The organism is Campylobacter sp. RM12647 (assembly GCF_020138135.1).
Lineage (GTDB): Bacteria > Campylobacterota > Campylobacteria > Campylobacterales > Campylobacteraceae > Campylobacter_E.
In genome coordinates this window covers 1-17,174 of the sequence record NZ_JACGAS010000022.1, presented here as the reverse complement: position 1 = coordinate 17,174, position 17,174 = coordinate 1, and the positions used below count along the sequence as shown (strand labels likewise).

At 28.1% G+C, this 17,174-nt stretch carries 21 protein-coding genes; 20 read left to right on the top strand and 1 reads right to left on the bottom strand.

Features of this window, described 5'->3' with window-relative positions; translation table 11 throughout:
- Positions 1-34: 34 nt before the first annotated feature.
- From rpsB to AVBRAN12647_RS07680, 18 genes are all read left to right on the top strand, one after another.
- The gene (gene rpsB, locus AVBRAN12647_RS07765; RefSeq protein ID WP_214115740.1) at positions 35-805 is read left to right on the top strand and encodes a 30S ribosomal protein S2; all 771 of its coding nucleotides are present in this window, start codon (positions 35-37) and stop codon (positions 803-805) included.
- Positions 805-1,869, top strand: coding sequence for a translation elongation factor Ts (tsf, locus tag AVBRAN12647_RS07760; protein ID WP_336614978.1), 1,065 nt, complete (start codon positions 805-807; stop codon positions 1,867-1,869). Before rpsB ends, tsf begins: the two co-directional genes overlap by 1 nt.
- The gene (locus AVBRAN12647_RS07755; protein WP_214120152.1) at positions 1,869-2,489 is read left to right on the top strand and encodes an ABC transporter ATP-binding protein; all 621 of its coding nucleotides are present in this window, start codon (positions 1,869-1,871) and stop codon (positions 2,487-2,489) included. The genes tsf and AVBRAN12647_RS07755 overlap by 1 nt, the downstream gene beginning before the upstream one ends.
- Positions 2,482-3,186: an SIR2 family NAD-dependent protein deacylase gene (locus tag AVBRAN12647_RS07750; protein WP_336614977.1), complete on the top strand. Its 705-nt coding sequence runs from the start codon at positions 2,482-2,484 to the stop codon at positions 3,184-3,186. The genes AVBRAN12647_RS07755 and AVBRAN12647_RS07750 overlap by 8 nt, the downstream gene beginning before the upstream one ends.
- Complete coding sequence (fliR, locus tag AVBRAN12647_RS07745; RefSeq protein ID WP_214115736.1) at positions 3,177-3,935, top strand: flagellar biosynthetic protein FliR; 759 nt, start codon at positions 3,177-3,179, stop codon at positions 3,933-3,935. The genes AVBRAN12647_RS07750 and fliR overlap by 10 nt, the downstream gene beginning before the upstream one ends.
- 9 nt (positions 3,936-3,944) lie before the next feature.
- Complete coding sequence (locus tag AVBRAN12647_RS07740; RefSeq protein WP_336614976.1) at positions 3,945-5,765, top strand: hypothetical protein; 1,821 nt, start codon at positions 3,945-3,947, stop codon at positions 5,763-5,765.
- A gap of 2 nt (positions 5,766-5,767) precedes the next feature.
- Complete coding sequence (gene gmk, locus AVBRAN12647_RS07735) at positions 5,768-6,379, top strand: guanylate kinase (RefSeq protein WP_214115734.1); 612 nt, start codon at positions 5,768-5,770, stop codon at positions 6,377-6,379.
- A gap of 1 nt (position 6,380) precedes the next feature.
- On the top strand, positions 6,381-6,611 hold the full coding sequence (gene tatA, locus AVBRAN12647_RS07730; protein WP_214115733.1) for a twin-arginine translocase TatA/TatE family subunit: 231 nt from the start codon (positions 6,381-6,383) through the stop codon (positions 6,609-6,611).
- The gene (gene argS / locus AVBRAN12647_RS07725; protein ID WP_267524420.1) at positions 6,611-8,203 is read left to right on the top strand and encodes an arginine--tRNA ligase; all 1,593 of its coding nucleotides are present in this window, start codon (positions 6,611-6,613) and stop codon (positions 8,201-8,203) included. Before tatA ends, argS begins: the two co-directional genes overlap by 1 nt.
- Positions 8,200-9,261, top strand: a complete 1,062-nt coding sequence (locus tag AVBRAN12647_RS07720; protein ID WP_336614975.1) for a YeiH family protein — start codon at positions 8,200-8,202, stop codon at positions 9,259-9,261. Before argS ends, AVBRAN12647_RS07720 begins: the two co-directional genes overlap by 4 nt.
- The gene (locus AVBRAN12647_RS07715) at positions 9,261-10,196 is read left to right on the top strand and encodes an agmatine deiminase family protein (RefSeq protein ID WP_336609568.1); all 936 of its coding nucleotides are present in this window, start codon (positions 9,261-9,263) and stop codon (positions 10,194-10,196) included. The genes AVBRAN12647_RS07720 and AVBRAN12647_RS07715 overlap by 1 nt, the downstream gene beginning before the upstream one ends.
- Positions 10,197-10,274: 78 nt before the next feature.
- Positions 10,275-11,183 (top strand): cysteine synthase A, encoded by a 909-nt coding sequence (cysK, locus tag AVBRAN12647_RS07710; protein WP_336614974.1) that lies wholly within the window; start codon positions 10,275-10,277, stop codon positions 11,181-11,183.
- A complete protein-coding gene (epsC, locus tag AVBRAN12647_RS07705; RefSeq protein ID WP_214115729.1) occupies positions 11,176-11,697 on the top strand; it encodes a serine O-acetyltransferase EpsC in 522 nt (173 codons plus the stop codon). Before cysK ends, epsC begins: the two co-directional genes overlap by 8 nt.
- A 42-nt stretch (positions 11,698-11,739) precedes the next feature.
- Positions 11,740-12,678 carry a carbon-nitrogen hydrolase gene (locus tag AVBRAN12647_RS07700; RefSeq protein WP_442862281.1) on the top strand — a complete coding sequence of 313 codons (939 nt, stop codon included), beginning with the start codon at positions 11,740-11,742 and terminating at the stop codon, positions 12,676-12,678.
- A gap of 62 nt (positions 12,679-12,740) precedes the next feature.
- A complete protein-coding gene (locus AVBRAN12647_RS07695; RefSeq protein WP_336614973.1) occupies positions 12,741-13,211 on the top strand; it encodes a hypothetical protein in 471 nt (156 codons plus the stop codon).
- 36 nt (positions 13,212-13,247) lie between these two features.
- On the top strand, positions 13,248-13,679 hold the full coding sequence (locus tag AVBRAN12647_RS07690; protein WP_336614972.1) for a hypothetical protein: 432 nt from the start codon (positions 13,248-13,250) through the stop codon (positions 13,677-13,679).
- Positions 13,676-14,089 (top strand): hypothetical protein, encoded by a 414-nt coding sequence (locus tag AVBRAN12647_RS07685; protein ID WP_336614971.1) that lies wholly within the window; start codon positions 13,676-13,678, stop codon positions 14,087-14,089. Before AVBRAN12647_RS07690 ends, AVBRAN12647_RS07685 begins: the two co-directional genes overlap by 4 nt.
- Positions 14,090-14,326: 237 nt before the next feature.
- Positions 14,327-14,629: a hypothetical protein gene (locus AVBRAN12647_RS07680; protein WP_336614970.1), complete on the top strand. Its 303-nt coding sequence runs from the start codon at positions 14,327-14,329 to the stop codon at positions 14,627-14,629.
- A 97-nt stretch (positions 14,630-14,726) separates the two neighbouring features.
- On the opposite strand, the gene AVBRAN12647_RS07675 is transcribed toward AVBRAN12647_RS07680, so the two are convergent.
- On the bottom strand, positions 14,727-15,128 hold the full coding sequence (locus tag AVBRAN12647_RS07675; RefSeq protein WP_214150614.1) for a hypothetical protein: 402 nt from the start codon (positions 15,126-15,128) through the stop codon (positions 14,727-14,729).
- A gap of 225 nt (positions 15,129-15,353) precedes the next feature.
- Between AVBRAN12647_RS07675 and AVBRAN12647_RS07670 the strand changes: the two genes are divergently transcribed.
- A complete protein-coding gene (locus tag AVBRAN12647_RS07670; RefSeq protein WP_336608293.1) occupies positions 15,354-16,352 on the top strand; it encodes a c-type cytochrome in 999 nt (332 codons plus the stop codon).
- Between the two features lie 113 nt (positions 16,353-16,465).
- Positions 16,466-17,174, top strand: a 709-nt coding sequence (locus AVBRAN12647_RS07665; RefSeq protein ID WP_336614969.1) for a cache domain-containing protein, incomplete at its 3' end; no start/stop codon positions are given.

The window sequence follows — 17,174 nt, the reverse complement described above, 5'->3', positions numbered from 1 at the left end:
GTGGAGGTAAAAACAATTTTTTAAGGAGAAACCTATGGTTACAATGAGAGATTTATTAGAATGTGGTGTGCATTTTGGGCATCAAACAAGACGCTGGAATCCTAAAATGAAAAAGTTCATTTTTGGTGAGAGAAAAGGTATTTATGTAATTGATTTACAAAAAACAATTAGATATTTTAGATATACATACAATATCGTTCGTGATGCAGCAGCAGAAGGTAAAACAATTTTATTTGTTGGAACTAAAAAGCAAGCAACAGATGCTATTAAAGAATATGCAATTAAATGTGGAATGCCATATGTAAATCACAGATGGTTAGGCGGTATGATGACAAACTTTGAAACTATTCGCCAATCAATTAGAAAACTTGAAGTTATTGAAAGTATGCAAGAAGATGGAAGCATTAATTTATTAACTAAAAAAGAAGCATTAATGCTAAATCGTAAAAAAGAAAAATTATTAGATTATTTAGGCGGTATTAGAGACCTTAAAACTCGCCCTGATATGATTTTTGTAATTGATACAGTAAAAGAAAAAATTGCAGTTGCAGAAGCAAATAGATTAAAAATCCCAGTAGTAGCTCCAATTGATACAAACTGCGATCCTGATGTTGTAGATTTTCCTATCCCAGGTAATGATGATGCTATTCGTTCAGTTCAATTATTCTGCCAAGAAATGTGCGAAGCTATATTAGAAGGTAAAGCTTTAAGAGAACAAGATGGTGAAGTAGTTGAAAGAGCAGAAGTTAGTGAAGATGAAAAACAAGAAGTATTAGAAGAAGCTATGATGGAAGGGGAAATGTAATGGCAGAAATTACAGCAGCTATGGTAAAAGACCTGCGCGAAAGCACAGGTGCTGGAATGATGGATTGTAAAAACGCACTTAAAGAGTGTGATGGAGATATGCAAAAAGCGGTTGAATACTTAAGAGAAAAAGGCTTAAGTAAAGCTGCTAAAAAAGCTGATAGATTAGCAGCTGAAGGTTTAATTGGTGTTAAACTTTCAAATAATTTAGCAAGTTTAGTAGAAATCAATTCAGAAACTGACTTCGTTGCTAAAAATGATAAATTTATAGATTTAGTAAATAAAACAGTTGAGCAAGTTCAAGTTAGTGGAGTTTGTGATATTGAAAGTTTATTAAATAGCAATATTGATGGGGCTAAATTTGAAGATTATCTAAAAAATCAAATCGCAACTATTGGAGAAAATTTAGTAGTAAGAAGATTTGCTACTTTAAAAGCAAATGATAATGAAGCTTTAAGTGGTTATTTACACACAAATGGTCGTGTAGGTGTTATCGTTAAGGCTAAATTTAATAATGCTGCTAATAAAGCAAAAGTTGAAGAATTTTTAAAACAACTTTGTATGCATATTGCAGCTATGAAACCAAGTGTTTTAAGCTATAAAGATTTAGATAAGGAATTTGTAGAAGCTGAATATAGAGCTTTATGTGCTGAACTTGAAAAAGAAAATGAAGAATTAGTTCGCCTTAAAAAGCCACTTCATAAAATTCCACAATTTGCAAGTAGATTACAAATTACTGATGCAGTTTTAAAGAAAGCTGAAGAAGATATAAAAGCTGAATTAAAAGCTCAAAATAAACCAGAGCAAATTTGGGATAAAATTGTTCCTGGTCAAATGGCTAGATTTATAGCTGATAACTCAATTTTAGATTCTCGCCTTACATTAATGGGACAATTTTATGTAATGGATGATAAGAAAACTATAGAGCAAGTTATTGCTGATAAATCAGCTGAATTAAAAGATGAATTGGTAATTGAAAGCTTCGTAAAATATGAAGTTGGCGAAGGCTTAGAAAAGAAAAACGAAGATTTCGCAGCAGAAGTTGCAGCTCAAATGGGTAATTAATGTTAAAAGCAAGCGGTATTGGTAAAAAATACGATGCCGTTTTATTTAACAATTTAAATTTAACTTTAAATCCGCAACAAACTTTAGCCGTCTTAGGCAAAAGTGGTTGCGGAAAATCTACATTATTGCATATTCTATCAACACTTTTAGCACCTGATAGTGGGGAAGTCTTTTATAAAGATAAGAATATTTATAAACTTAGCGAAGATGAAAGATTATTAATAAGAAGAAATGATTTTGGAATTATTTTTCAGCAGCATTATCTTTTTAAAGGATTTTCAGCTTATGAAAATATTGAATTAGCAAGTGTTTTATCAAATAATAAAATAGATGATGAGATAATTAATTTTTTAGGTATTAAAGAAATTCTAAATAAAAAAGCTAACGAATTAAGTGGCGGAGAGCAACAAAGAGTAAGTATTGCTAGAGTTCTTTGCAAAAAACCTAAAATTATTTTTGCTGATGAGCCAACTGGAAATCTTGACCCAACAAATGCAAAAATAGCTATGAAATTATTGATTGATTATGTTAAATTAAATAATTCAGCCTTATTTTTAATTACTCACGATGAAAATTTAGCTTTAATGTGTGATGATATTTTAAGGATAAATAATGAGTAAGTTAGTTTTTTTAAGTGGAGCTGGTCTTAGTGCCCCATCTGGCTTAAGCACTTTTAGAGATAATGATGGTTTGTGGGAACAATATGATTTAGATATAGTTTGTAATTATCAAACTTGGATTAAAAATTTTAATTTAGTTCATGAATTTTATAATAAGAGAAGACTTGAATTAAGAAAAGTTAAACCTAATAAAATGCACGAAAAAATTGCTGAAATATCAAAGCGTTTTGAAGTTATTAATTTTACTCAAAATGTTGATGATTTATTAGAGCGTGCAGGGTGTGAAAATGTAATTCACTTGCACGGAAAATTATTAGAATTACACTGCACTAATTGTAATGATATTACTAAGCTTAATTTAAATGATGATTTGGAATTTAAATTTGAAAATTGTAAAAAATGCCAAAGTAAATTAATTAAGCCTAGTGTGGTATTTTTTGGAGAACAAGCGCCATTTTATACTGATTTATATTCAACATTTTATAATCTTAATGAAGATGATTTGGTGGTTATCATAGGAACAAGTGGTGCAGTTATTAATATAAATTATTTATTAAGGTTTGCAAAATCTAAAAACATACTAATTAATTTAGAAAAAAATAAATATATAAATGAAGCTTTATTTTCTCATATTATTTATAAATCTTGTGATGAATGTATAGATGAATTAGAGCAAATTATTCAAGAATGGAACTAGTAAGATTATTTAGTGAGCAAAACATAGTTTTGTTTATGCTATTACTTGCTAGAATGAGTGGACTTTGCTTGTTTTTTCCATTTTATTCGCATTTACAAATTCCTGTGGTTATTAAGTCTAGTTTTGTTATTATTATGACTTTTTTTTTCTATCCATTAGCTCATACTAATATAACGCCAAATTATTTAGTTATTGCTCTTATAACTGAGCTTTTGTTAGGACTTGTTGCAGGTCTTTGTTTGCAGCTTACTTTTACGATTTTACAAATGAGTGGAGAACATATTAGTTTTATTATGGGTTTTTCTATGGCGAGCGTGCTTGATCCAAATACTGGTGCAAATACTCCTATCATTGGTCACTTTATTTCTCTTATTGCATTGCTTTTGTTTTTAGCTTATGATGGACATCATTTGGTTTTGTTATTTTGGGCAAAGAGTTTAAATGGTATTGCTTTAGGTGATTTTGCTTTGCATGATGGTTGGTTTAGACAGATAATGAATGAGACTAAAGATATATATTTAATTGGTCTTAGCCTTGCGTTTCCAATAATTGCTATATCAATGCTTAGTGATTTTGTATTTGGTTTGCTTATGAAAACAATGCCACAATTTAACCTTTTAGTGGTAGGCTATCCTATAAAAATAACGATAGCATTTATTGTTTTGATGACAATTTTAGCTACAATCTTGTTTTATTTTAAAGAATTGGTTTTAAAAGTGTTTTTACAACTTGAACTATTTGTAAGTTAGGAAGGTATAATGAATGCAATATTAATTAATAAAAATCCAGCAATTTCAAGATTAATAAGCCTTAGTTTGCAAAAATTAAATATTACTTATAAAGAAATAAATAATTTAGAAGAGCTTGAACCTTGTGATATTATTATAGCTGATAATGAGTGTGAAGTTGATATTAAATTATGTCAACAAATGTCTAAAAAACTAATTCTTATATTAGCAAAAAATGAAACAAGTAATGATGCAATAGTTATTCATAAACCATTTTTACCTACTGATTTTATAGATTTGATAAATAGTTTTAAAGACGAATTAAAAGAAGATTTTAATACTAGCGATTTAGATAATATTGATTTATTAAGTGATGATATTGATTTGGAAGAATTTAAAATAGATAATATCACTGATTTAGATAGTTTAGACTTGAATGATTTTGGTAATAGTTTAGGTTTGGAAACTAAGCTTGATTTAGATAATACTGATGAATTAAATTCTATAGATGATTTTAACATAGATAATATTGAAGAACTTGATAATTTAAATAACGATGAATTATTGCAAGATTTAGATAGTTCTAATGATTTAACTTCTTTAGATGATGAATTGCTGCAAGATTTAGAGAATTTAGATGATGTTGATAATAAATTTAGTGAAGAATTGGATAATATTGAAGAACTTGATAATTTAAATAATGATGAAGTATCTCAAGGTTTAGATGATATTAATAATGAATTAGATGAGAATTTAAGCACTCTTGATGATTTAAATTCTTTAGATGATGAATTAGATACGAAATTATCTGATTTTAATGAAGATGAGAATTTAAATAATGATGAATTATCGCAAGATTTGGATAGTTCTAATGATTTAACTTCTTTAGATGATGAGTTACCACAAGATTTAGATGATACTAATGATGAATTAGATGAGAATTTAAGCACTCTTGATGATTTAAATTCTTTAGATGATGAATTAGATACGAAATTATCTGATTTTAACGAAGATGAGAATTTAAATAATGATGAATTATCGCAAGATTTGGATACTTTAAGTGATATTGAGAATTTAGATGAATTAAGTAATGCTATTGTTTTAGAAGAAGATTTAAAAACTACGAAAGATATAGATGATTTAGAAGAGAATTTAAATAATGATTTAAATTTAGATGATTTGAATAATATTGATGAATTTTCATTACCTGAAAGTTTTGAAGAATTAAGTAGAGATTATCAAGATTTATTGCAAGATGATATTGATTTTACAAGTTCAAATGATTTAGAAGAAGATATAAATAATAGTTATGAAGATGATAATTTTAAAGATTTAGAAGATGATTTAAATACAGAAATAACAAATGATTTTGATGTTGTTACGGGTGATTTAGATGTAGCTGAAGATATGAAAGATGATTTTAATGATAGTGGTTTAGAAGAAGAATTTGAAGATGTGAAAGAAGATTTGAATGTTAATAATCATTTAGAAGATATTCAAGATAATGAATTAGGTTCTTTAGCTGCTTTTGATGATATTAAAGATGATATTGAAGATATTCAAGAAATTGTAGGAGATGAAAAAGTGAGTGATTTTGATGATTTAAATGAAATTGAAATTAAAAAAGCGTTAGGGGAGGAAGTTGTAGAATTATTAGACAATAATGAAGATATAAAAGAAAAAAATAATGATTTTACTAATAGCATAGAAGCAAATGTTGATGATGACATTAGTGAAGTTAGCGAAAATGTTACAAAAGCAGTAAATCAAGCTATTATCAATAGCACAAAAGGCACGAAAAATCGTATAAAAGATATAAATATATCAATTAATATAAGTTTTAAAGATTAATTATGGCAGGAATTTTATTAATATCAGGCCCAAGTGGTGCGGGCAAAAGCACACTATTAGAGCGTTTAGCACAAGATTATAATGATTTTTATTTTTCAATATCAGCAACCACTAGAGCTCCTAGAGCAGGAGAAAAAGAGGGTGTAAATTATTATTATTTGACCCACGAAGAATTTGAATTAGGAATTAAAAATGATGAATTTTTAGAGTATGCTAATGTTCATGGGAATTATTATGGAACGCCATTAAAACCAATTTATGACGCTTTAGAAAATGGTAAAAATGTTATTTTAGATATAGATGTTCAAGGCTTTAGAATAGTAAAAGATAAATTAGGTAAAGATTTTTTATCAGTTTTTATAAGTCCTGAGAATGAAAAAGTATTAAAAGAACGCCTTGTTTCTCGTGGCACAGAAAATCCTGATGTAATTGCTAAAAGACTTCATAATGCAACTGCTGAAGTTCAAGCTATTGGAAGATATGATTTTTTTATTATAAATGATGATTTGGAAAAAGCTTATAAAGAGCTTAAATTACTTTACCAAGCAGCAAACTTAAAAGTGTTAAATAAAGACATTAAAAAATTTATTTCAGAATGGAAAAAAGGAGAATAATATGGGAATAGGTAGTGGATGGCACTGGATTATTGTTTTATTAGTAATCATTTTATTATTTGGTGGTAAAAAATTACCAGAACTTGCAAAAGGCTTAGGAAAAGGTATTAAAACATTTAAAAAAGAAATGGCAGATGATACTACTGCAAAGCCTGTGAATGAAATTGATGAATTAGCTGATAATACTAAAAAAACTGAAGCTAATGAAGTAAAAAGCGAGCAAAAAGCCTAATGCTAAAGGAAAGTATTAAAGAGTATTTATCAAAAGTATTAGAATGCGAATTTAGTTTAGAAAGTCCAAAAGATAGAAATTTAGCTCATTTTGCAATGCCTTGCTTTAGCTTTGCAAAAGAGCTTAAATTAGCCCCAAATAAAATTGCAGCAGATTTTGCAGAAAAATTGAAAAATTGTGAGATTTTTAGCAGTGTTGAAGCAGTGAATGCTTATGTCAATTTCAAATTATCAAATGATTTTTTAGATAAATTATGTAAAAATGCTTTAAATAACCCAGAAGATTTTGCAAAAAGTCCTAAAAAAAATTATAAAATCTTGCTTGAATATGTAAGTGCAAATCCAACAGGACCGCTTCACATAGGGCACGCAAGGGGTGCTATTTATGGAGATAGTTTAAATAAAATTGCAAAACATTTAGGCTATACATTTGATACAGAATATTATGTAAATGATGCAGGTAATCAAATAGATTTATTAGGCGAAAGCGTTATTTTAGCTATAAGAGATTTTGTTTTAAAAGAAAATGTTGAATATCCTGAAAGCTTTTATGGTGGCGAGTATATGCAAGAACTTGCTAGGATTTTTTATGATAAATTTAAAGATGATTTTATAAATAACAAAACCAAAATAGCAAGTTTAGCTAAAGATGAAGTCTTAAAAGAAATCAAGCAAACTTTAGCAAATGCTAGAATTAAGATTGATAATTATGTAAGCGAAACTGCTTATTATCCAAAGCTTGAAGAAACTTTAGAAAAATTAAAAAAAGCCGAAGCAACATATTTAAAAGATGATAAATTATATTTAGCATCTACAAAATACGGAGATGACTTAGATAGAGTTATCGTGCGTGAAGATGGTAGGGGGACTTATTTAGCAGCTGATATTGTTTATCACGATGATAAATTAAGTAGGGGATATGATAAAGTTATTAATATATGGGGAGCTGATCATCACGGCTACATTGCTCGTGTAAAAGCTGCTATGAGTGCTTTAGGGCATGATGCTAATAATCTTGAAGTAATCCTAGCTCAAATGGTTAATTTGCTAAAAAATGGACAACCTTATAAAATGAGTAAAAGAAAAGGTAATGTCATTTTATTTAGCGATGTTTTAGATGATATTGGCGTAGATGCTTTAAGATATATTTTTATAAGTAAACGTTGTGATAGCCCGCTTGAGTTTGATGTAGATGAGTTTAAAAAGCAAGATAATTCAAATCCTATTTTTTATATAAACTACGCACACGCAAGAATTCATCAAATATTTGCAAAAGCTAATAAAAACTTTAATGATGTAATTAATGTTAGCTTAAGTAATTTTAAAGATGAAAATGCACTTAATTTATTATTTGATGCTTTAGCTTTAAATGATGTTTTAGAAGACGCTTTTAATAGCAGAACTCTTTCTAAATTATGCGATTATTTAAAACAAATCGCAAGTTCATTTCATAAAATTTATAATGAAACTAGAGTTATTGGACATGAAAACGAAGAGCAATATTTAAAAATATTTGCTCAAGTTGCTTTATGTATAAAAACAGGTTTTAGCTTAATTGGTATAAATGCAGTAAGTAGAATGGAAAAAGAGTGAGTAAAAAACACAACAAATCCCCAGAGCAAGTAGCTTTGGGGGTAAATAAAATTTATAAAAGTAAAAAAATAGAAAGTTATGTAGTATTAGTAGTTTTAGCATTTTGTTCTTATGCTATTGGTGAATTAAGCTTTTTTAAGAACTTTGGAATATCAGCTTTAATAATTGCCGTAATTTTGGGAGCTGTTATTGGAAATTTCGCACATCATAATGTAAGCTTATTAAAAAAAACAGGTGCTTTAGGAGTATGCACTAAGCAGATTTTAAGACTAGGGATTATTCTTTATGGTTTTAGAATTTCTTTAAGTGATATTGAAAGCATTGGTTTAAGTGGAGTTGGACTTGCTTTTTTTATAGTTTTTTCTACATTTTTTATTGGCTTATTAATAGGAAAATTATTAAAAATAGACTTTTTACAATCAGCATTAATTGCTAGTGGTTCTAGTATTTGTGGAGCTGCTGCTGTTTTAGCTAGTGAGAGTGTGCTAAAAGGTGGTTCGGCAAGAGTTGGTATAGCAGTTTGCACCGTAGTTGTGTATGGTTGTATTGGAATGTTTGTTTATCCATTGGTTCAAAATCTATTTGATTTAGATGGTAGATTATTTGGCTTTTTAGTAGGCGGGACTTTACACGAAGTTGCACATGTTGTAGGAGCGGGTTCTAGTATAGGAGTTGATGGGGCAAATTCAAGTATAGTTATAAAAATGGTAAGAGTTTTAATGCTTGTTCCGTTTTTATTAATGCTTAGTTTTGGATTTAAAAAAGAAGAAAAAAAAGGCAATTTCTTAAATCAAATTCCTTGGTTTGCTTTAGGATTTTTACTAGCTTGTGGCATATCAAGTTTGCCTATTTTAAATACAGAATATGCTTTAAATGTTATAAAGCCTAATATTGCTATTTTTGATACATTTTTATTAAGTTTAGCAATGGTGGCACTTGGAGTAAATATTAGAAAGGATATGTTAAGCAAAGCTGGTCTTAAGCCATTTATTATGGCAGCAATTTTATGCGTATGGTTAGTGGTTGCAGCTTATGTTTATATAAAGGTGTTTTGTTAATGAGAGCAGAATGGCAAAAATGTGAATATATATTATTAGCATTACCTCATAAAGATAGTGATTGGTCGCCTTATTTAAATGAGATTTTAAATTCTTATTTAGAATTTGCAAAAGCTATTGCAAATCATTGTAAGGTGCTTTTAGTTCATCACGAAAGTGCAAATCTTGATGAGTTTAAAAAGTTAAATAATATAGAGTTTTATTGTTTTAATACTAATGATACTTGGATTAGAGATTTTGGTCCAATTGATAATAATTTGGATTTTGTTTTTAATGCTTGGGGGAATAAATTTAGTTCTAATTTAGACAATGCTTTTAATGAAAATTTGTTTAAAAATTATCTTAAAAAAGACCTAAATAAAATTGATTTTATTTTAGAAGGTGGTAGCATTGATACTAATGGCAAGGTATTATTGACAACTACTGAATGTTTATTAAACGATAATAGAAATCAACAAAGCAAAGAAGAAATAGAAAATACACTTAAAAAATATTTAAAAGTTCAAGAAGTTTTATGGCTTGAAAATGGTGTCATTATAGGTGATGATACGGATTCTCATGTGGATACTTTAGCTAGATTTATTGATGAAAATACTATCGCTTATAGTTCTTGCGAAGATGAAAATGATGAAAATTACGCTAGTTTAAAAGCCTTAGAAGATGAGCTTAAAAAAACTAAATATAATCTAATCTCACTACCAATTCCTAGCCCAAAACATTATAATGGCAAAAGATTAGGCTGTACTTATGCTAATTTTGTGTTTGTAAATGACGCTTTAATAGTGCCTTGTTATGATGATAAAAATGATGAATTAGTAAGACAAAAATTACAAAAAGCTTTACCTAATCATAAAATTATTTTAGTAAATGCCTTAGTCTTCGTAAGGCAAAATGGCTCATTACATTGTTCTTGTATGAATATATTTGAAGAATAATTTTATTTTCATAATTACTCTTTTTAATTAATTTTTTAATTTATAATAAAATTTTTATTTTAAAAACAAGGGGTAATTATGAAAAATATTTTAGATTTAGTAGGCAATACACCAGTAGTTAAACTCAATGCTTTAACAAATGATAAGATGGCTCAAGTTTATGTAAAACTTGAGAAATTTAATTTAAGCGGTAGTGTAAAAGATAGAGCTGCTTTAGCTATGATAGAAGAAGCTAAATTACAAGGAAAATTAAATTCTAATTCAATCATTTTAGAGCCAACTAGTGGAAATACAGGTATTTCTTTAGCGTTGATTGCTAGATTAATGGGCTATAAAGCTTGCATAGTAATGCCTGATACTATGAGTAAAGAAAGGCGAGATTTAATAAAAACTTTCGGAGCTGATTTAATTCTTACGAGTGGAAAAGATGGTATGAAAGGTGCTATTAATAAAGCTTTAGAATTAGCAAAGAGTGATAATAGATATATAATCTTACAACAATTTGAAAATCCAGCAAATACAAAAGCGCATTATACGAAAACAGCAGAAGAAATCATAAAAGAATTTAAAACTCTTGATTATTTTGTAGCAGGAGTAGGCACAGGCGGGACTATTAGTGGTGCTGGTAAGAGATTAAAAGAGCATTTTAAAGATATTAAAGTAATAGCAATAGAGCCAGAGCAATCTCCAGTGCTTAGTAAAAATACAGCAGGAGCGCATAAAATTCAAGGAATAGGGGCTGGATTTGTTCCTGCTATTTATGATGCTAGTGTGGTTGATGATATTGTTTGTGTAGATGAAGCTGATGCAATTAATATGGTAAGATTATTAGCTAGTAAAGAAGGATTATTATTAGGAATTTCATCTGGTGCTAGTATATTTGCAGCTTTAGAATTGGCAAAAACTTTACCAAATGATAAAAAGATTTTAGCAATAGCTCCTGATGGCGGAGAAAAATATATTTCTATGGGGATTTTTGATGTTTGATAATTTAAAATATGATTTAGAAAATATTTTAAAAAACGACCCAGCAGCAAGAAATAAATTAGAAGTTTTTTTATTATATCCTGGTGTACATTCTGTGTTGTTTCATCGTTTAGCGCATTTTATGTATAAGAAAAAATTATTTTTTATAGCTAGATTTATATCTCAATTTTCAAGATTTTTAACAGGTATAGAAATACATCCAGGAGCAATAATTGGCAAAGGCTTATTTATTGACCACGGAATGGGAGTTGTGATTGGAGAAACGACTATTATAGGAGATAATGTTACTATTTATCACGGGGTTACTTTAGGCGGCACAGGTAAAGTTAGTGGTAAAAGACATCCTACCATTGAAGATGGAGTAATAATTGGAGCAGGTGCTACTATCTTAGGCAATATCACAATTGGTAAAAATGCAAAAATCGGTGCGAATGCTACTATTTTAAAAAATGTATCGCCAAATACAACAATGGTAGGAACTATAGGAAAGGAAATAATCAAGAATATAAAATAACTAGAATTTGATAATATCTTGAAAACTTATAAGGATAAAAATATGTTAAAAATTGGTTTAGTATCACAAAAATATAGCGAAAATATGAGAGAAATCACAAAAGCAAAGATTAAAAATGTTGCTAAAAAAGGTGCAAAATTAGTAATTTTACAAGAATTACACCAAAGTGCTTATTTTTGCCAAGTGCAAAATACTAATAATTTTGACCTAGCTAGTGATTATGAAAATGATTTGATTTTTTGGAGCGAAGTAGCAAAAGATAATAATATCGTATTAGTTACATCTTTATATGAAAAACGCCTAGAAGGTTTATATCACAATACCGCTATAGTTTATGAGAGTGATGGAAGTATTGCAGGAAAATATCGTAAAATGCACATACCTGATGATCCGCATTTTTATGAGAAATTTTATTTTACTCCAGGTGATTTAGGTTTTCGTGCGATTGATACAAGCGTAGGAAAATTAGGAGTTTTAGTATGTTGGGATCAGTGGTATCCTGAAGCTGCAAGACTTATGGCTTTAGATGGAGCGCAGATTTTAATATATCCTACAGCTATTGGTTGGCTTTATGAAAACGGCGTTAGCGATGATAGTGAAACTATGCAAGACCAATTAAATGCGTGGCTAGGCGTTCAAAGAGGACATGCAATAGCTAATTGTTTGCCTGTTGTGGGGGTAAATCGTGTTGGTTTTGAAGATATAAGTCTTAGTGGCGAAAGCAGCATTACTCAAAATGAGAAAAAACATTTTATAAATAACAATGAAACTACTAAAAATGGTATTGATTTTTGGGGTAATAGTTTTGTATATGATGCACAAGGTAAAGAGCTATTTAGAAGCAATGAAAGCGAAGAGCTTGAAGTAGTAGTTGCTATAGATATGAAAAAATGCGAACAAATAAGACGCTGGTGGCCGTTTTTAAGAGATAGAAGAATAGAACATTATTCTAATTTAACAAAAAGAGCTATAAAAGAATAAATCATTTTGGAATTTAAATTAGGAATTAGCATCAAGCTAATTTCTAATTACTAGGATATTTTATGGCTTTTAAAAACGCAATTATTGATGATAGACTAGATAAAAAATACTCACTTTCTTATATCTACGGAGAACATACTAATAGTTGGTATGGCAGACAACATCATAAATTTCCTTATGATTGGTATATTGTAATAGATGAAGAATTAGACTGCTGGTTTATGAATTGTATGTATTTTGATGACCCTGAGTTAGACCATGCAGAGCTTAATAAATCTTTGTGGATTTTATATTATAAAGGCGAGCATATAAGGATAATTTTAGATTATGATATCAAACAAGAGATTGATAATGTAGTTTATAATAGAGTTTATAAAATCCTTTCTATAAGAGATAATAAAACATTAAGTGAAAAAGAAATAATAGCCTTATTAAAAGAAATATTAGCTGTTTATAAATGGAATGGAAGCTTAGATAATGATAAAGAATTTAAAGTATATATAATAGATGAAGTGTTTGAAGATATTTTGTAAAAAAATTAAATCATTTTAAAAATATAAAGGATGAAAATGTTTTATAAAGAATGTGAGCTTTGCTCTTATAAGATTTCAAAATTAAAATTATATACCTATAAAAAGGATTTAGGAATTTATACTTTAAAATGTCCTAATTGCAATGCTTCTTATGGATTGAAACTTAAAGTATATTTTGTAATGATTTATGCTATTTTGAATGAGATTTTAGGATGGTCTGTGTTTTTGCTACCATTTTTTTGTGTGTTTTTATGCAGTGATTTTGTGAGTAAGAATGTTGTCTTTTTAATCTTTGTATGGCTTGTATCTTTTCTAGGTATTGGGCTTTTTGTGGTAATACTTGAGCATTATTTAAATTTATTTATATTTTCTAAATTTGTTTTAATTGATGATAATGAGAAGTTAGAAGTTAAAAAAACTAGATTAATTAAATTAAAAGATTTTTTCATAAAGCTTATAAAAAGATGAAAATATTTTATAAAGAATGCGAGTTTTGCTCTTATAATATTTCAAAGTTAAAATCATTTTCTTATAAAAAAGACTTAGGTATTCATACCTTGCAATGTCCTAATTGTAAGGCTTCATATATTTTAAAAGGCAAAATATCAAGATTAAAAATTAGCGAAATGATAAATATTATTTTTGGTCTGTTAGATTTTAGTATTGCATTTTTGATAGCTAGGGCTTTTGTTTATGATAATATTTTAATTTTTATAATTTTGTTTTTCTTAGTTTTTGTGATTTTATCTTTTATATTCTCTATTATTCAGCGTTATTTGGATTTATTAGTATTTGCAAATTTAAGTTTAATTAAAGATATAAAAACTAAAGATAATTGGCTTAAAAAAATAAAATATTATATTTTTTATAAAAGCTAATTCTTATTTTAAATTCCATAAAATTTTAAAGAATTAAAATATGAATTTTATTTTCAAAAAAGGAGAAAGAATGGCTTTTAAAAATGCAATTATTGGCGATAATTAGATAAAAAATACTCACTTGCGTATATTTACGGAGAACATACTAATAGTTGGTATGGCAGACAATGTCATAAATTTCCTTATGATTGGGATATTGTAATAGATGAAGAATTAGACTGCTGGTTTATGAATTGTATGTATTTTGATGACCCTGAGCTAGACCATGCAAAACTTAATAAATCTTTGTGGATTTTATATTATAAAGGCGAGCATATAAGGATAATTTTAGATTATGATATTAGTCAAGAGATTGATAATGTAGTTTATGACAAAGTCTATAAAATACTTTCTATAAGAGATAATAAAACATTAAATGAAAAAGAAATAATAGCTTTATTGAAAGAAATATTAGCTGTTTATAAATGGGACGGAAGCTTAGATGAAAAAGAAGAATGCACAATTTATGTAAGAGAAGAAGTATTTAAAGATAAAGTGTAAAAGAATTTGATTGTTGGTTTAAAGATTTTATTTTTTAGTTTTTTGATTAATAAATTATGCTTTAAAAAGTTAAAGGCATAATTTATTTAATCTTTTATTAATCTTCTATCAATTTATATCCTAATGACGCATTATATATTATAAAACTATGGCAAGTATCAACTTGAAATTTATCAGAATCAGATTTAGGTTCTAAATCTACATTGTCATACCATTTTTTACACCAATCAGGCAAGCACGCATCTTGTATAACATAGCCTACTTCTACAACTTTATTATTTCTAGGGTCTGTTTTGAACGCACATTTTTTACCATAATTCATATTTCCTTGAGTTACTATGGTTTTATCAGGATATGTTCTTATGATTTTAGCTGTGTTAGTATTAGAATTGTTGTTATGGTTTATAACATTATTTACATTTAAAAGTTCTGGCATAACGCAACCTGTAGATATAAAACATAACGCACTAGCCATAATTATATTAATTTTTTTACTCATTTTCTCTCCTTTATATTAGTTTTTTATTTTAATAATATAATACTTATAATTGACTTAATACAGAATATCAAAATTAATACTTCATTTTTTTAAATTCTCTTAGTTTTATTTATTTTTTGTAAATTTGTAACAATTTTGTAATTTTTTATGATTTTTATGCTTATTTTTCACATTAAATTCACATAAAAATCCTAGCATTTTCTTAAATTAATTTAAGGAGAAGTTATGAAAACTAAAATTAGTATGATTTTATTATTATCATCTTTTGCATTTGCGATAGACCCAAGTGTGAATAAAACCAAATCAGAAACAGGCATTAAACAAGCTAAAATGAATTGGGTAGTGCCAAGTGCTATGAATGATGATGGGTATTTAGATGAAGAAAAATTACCTAAAGGCTCAAAATATATTGAAGCAGTGATTTTAGGCAATAAAATCCTAAATGAAACCACATATTACATAGGTCCAAAGGCAAAAGATGAGAGTAAAAGATATGCAGGAAATAATTTATCTTGCAGCAGCTGTCACGCAAATGGCGGGACTATTCCTTATGAATCAGGTTTTGTAGGAATTTATGCTAGATTTCCACAATACTTAGCTAGAGGCGATGTAGTCGCTACTCTTGAAAATCGTATAAATGGCTGTATGGAACGCTCTATGAATGGTAAGCCATTGCCTATTAATTCAGTAGAGATGAAAGCAATTGTAGCTTATATGCACTATTTAAGCCAAGGTGTGCCAGTGGGTGCTAATGTTGAAGGGCAAGGACTTACTCAAGTAAAATTATTAAATAGAGCAGCTGATCCTAAAAAAGGTAAAGTTATTTATGAAGAAAAATGCTCGGCTTGTCACGGCGAAGATGGAGCAGGAATGCTAAATGACGAGCAAAAAGGTGGATATTATGTATATCCTGCTTTATGGGGAGATGATAGCTATAACACAGGTGCTGGAATGTATAGACTAATAAAAGCAGCTTCGTATATTAAAGGTAATATGCCAAAAGGTGATGCTACTTTAAGTGATGAAGAAGCTTTTGATGTGGCAGCTTATATTAATTCAAAACCAAGACCAATTAAGGCTAATCGTGAAGCAGATTTTCCTGATAGAAGGACAAAACCACTTGATATGGATGTAGCTCCTTATGATGATGATTTTAGCATAGAGCAACATAGATTTGGACCTTATATAAAAATGCAAGAAGTTAGCAAATCTAAAGCAAAATAAGTAAAAAAGGAATTTCAATTTTGAAATTCCTAAAATCTTAATTAAATTTAACATTATTTATATTTTTAAATTTTAAAATTATGTTTTATTTAAAGTTTCAAAAGGAGTATGTAATGTTAAAAACTATAAAAGCAAAACTTGGTTTTGTTATTATTTTAGGATTGTTTGTTTTATTTTTGATGCTTTATTTATTTTACAATAATAATCAAAAGACAATTCAAGCTAATTCAAATGAGGTAGCAAGAATTATGCAAGTTGATATAGAAGAAAAATTAAAAATATCAACTGATGCAATGATTAATGCGCTTTCAATTCATTTAAAAGATTTACAGAGTGAAAAAGAGAAAATTGATTATATAGCACAAGCTATAGAAAATTTTAGATTCGACAATGGAAATGGGTATTTTTTCGTTTATAAAGATACCACAGCAGTAGCTCACCCAGTTAGCAAAAAGCTAATAGGACAAGATTTAAAGGGAATGCAAGCTCCTGATGGGACTTTTTTTATTCAAGAATTAAGCAAAAAGGCTAATTCTGGTGGTGGTTTTGTAACCTTTCCTTTCCCTAAACCAGGCACTGATATTACAGCACCAAAATTATCTTATGTAGCATTAATACCTAATACAAATTCTTTATGGATTGGAACAGGTGTTTATTTAGATGAGATTGATAAGAATACTCACGAGTTAGAAAATGTAATTAATAGTAGTTTTGTTACGACATCTATTATTGCTTTATTTGTATTTATAGTGGTTTTTATCCCTTATATTGTATATGTGATGATGCTAATAGTAAAATCTTTAAGCAAATTAAATAATGGTA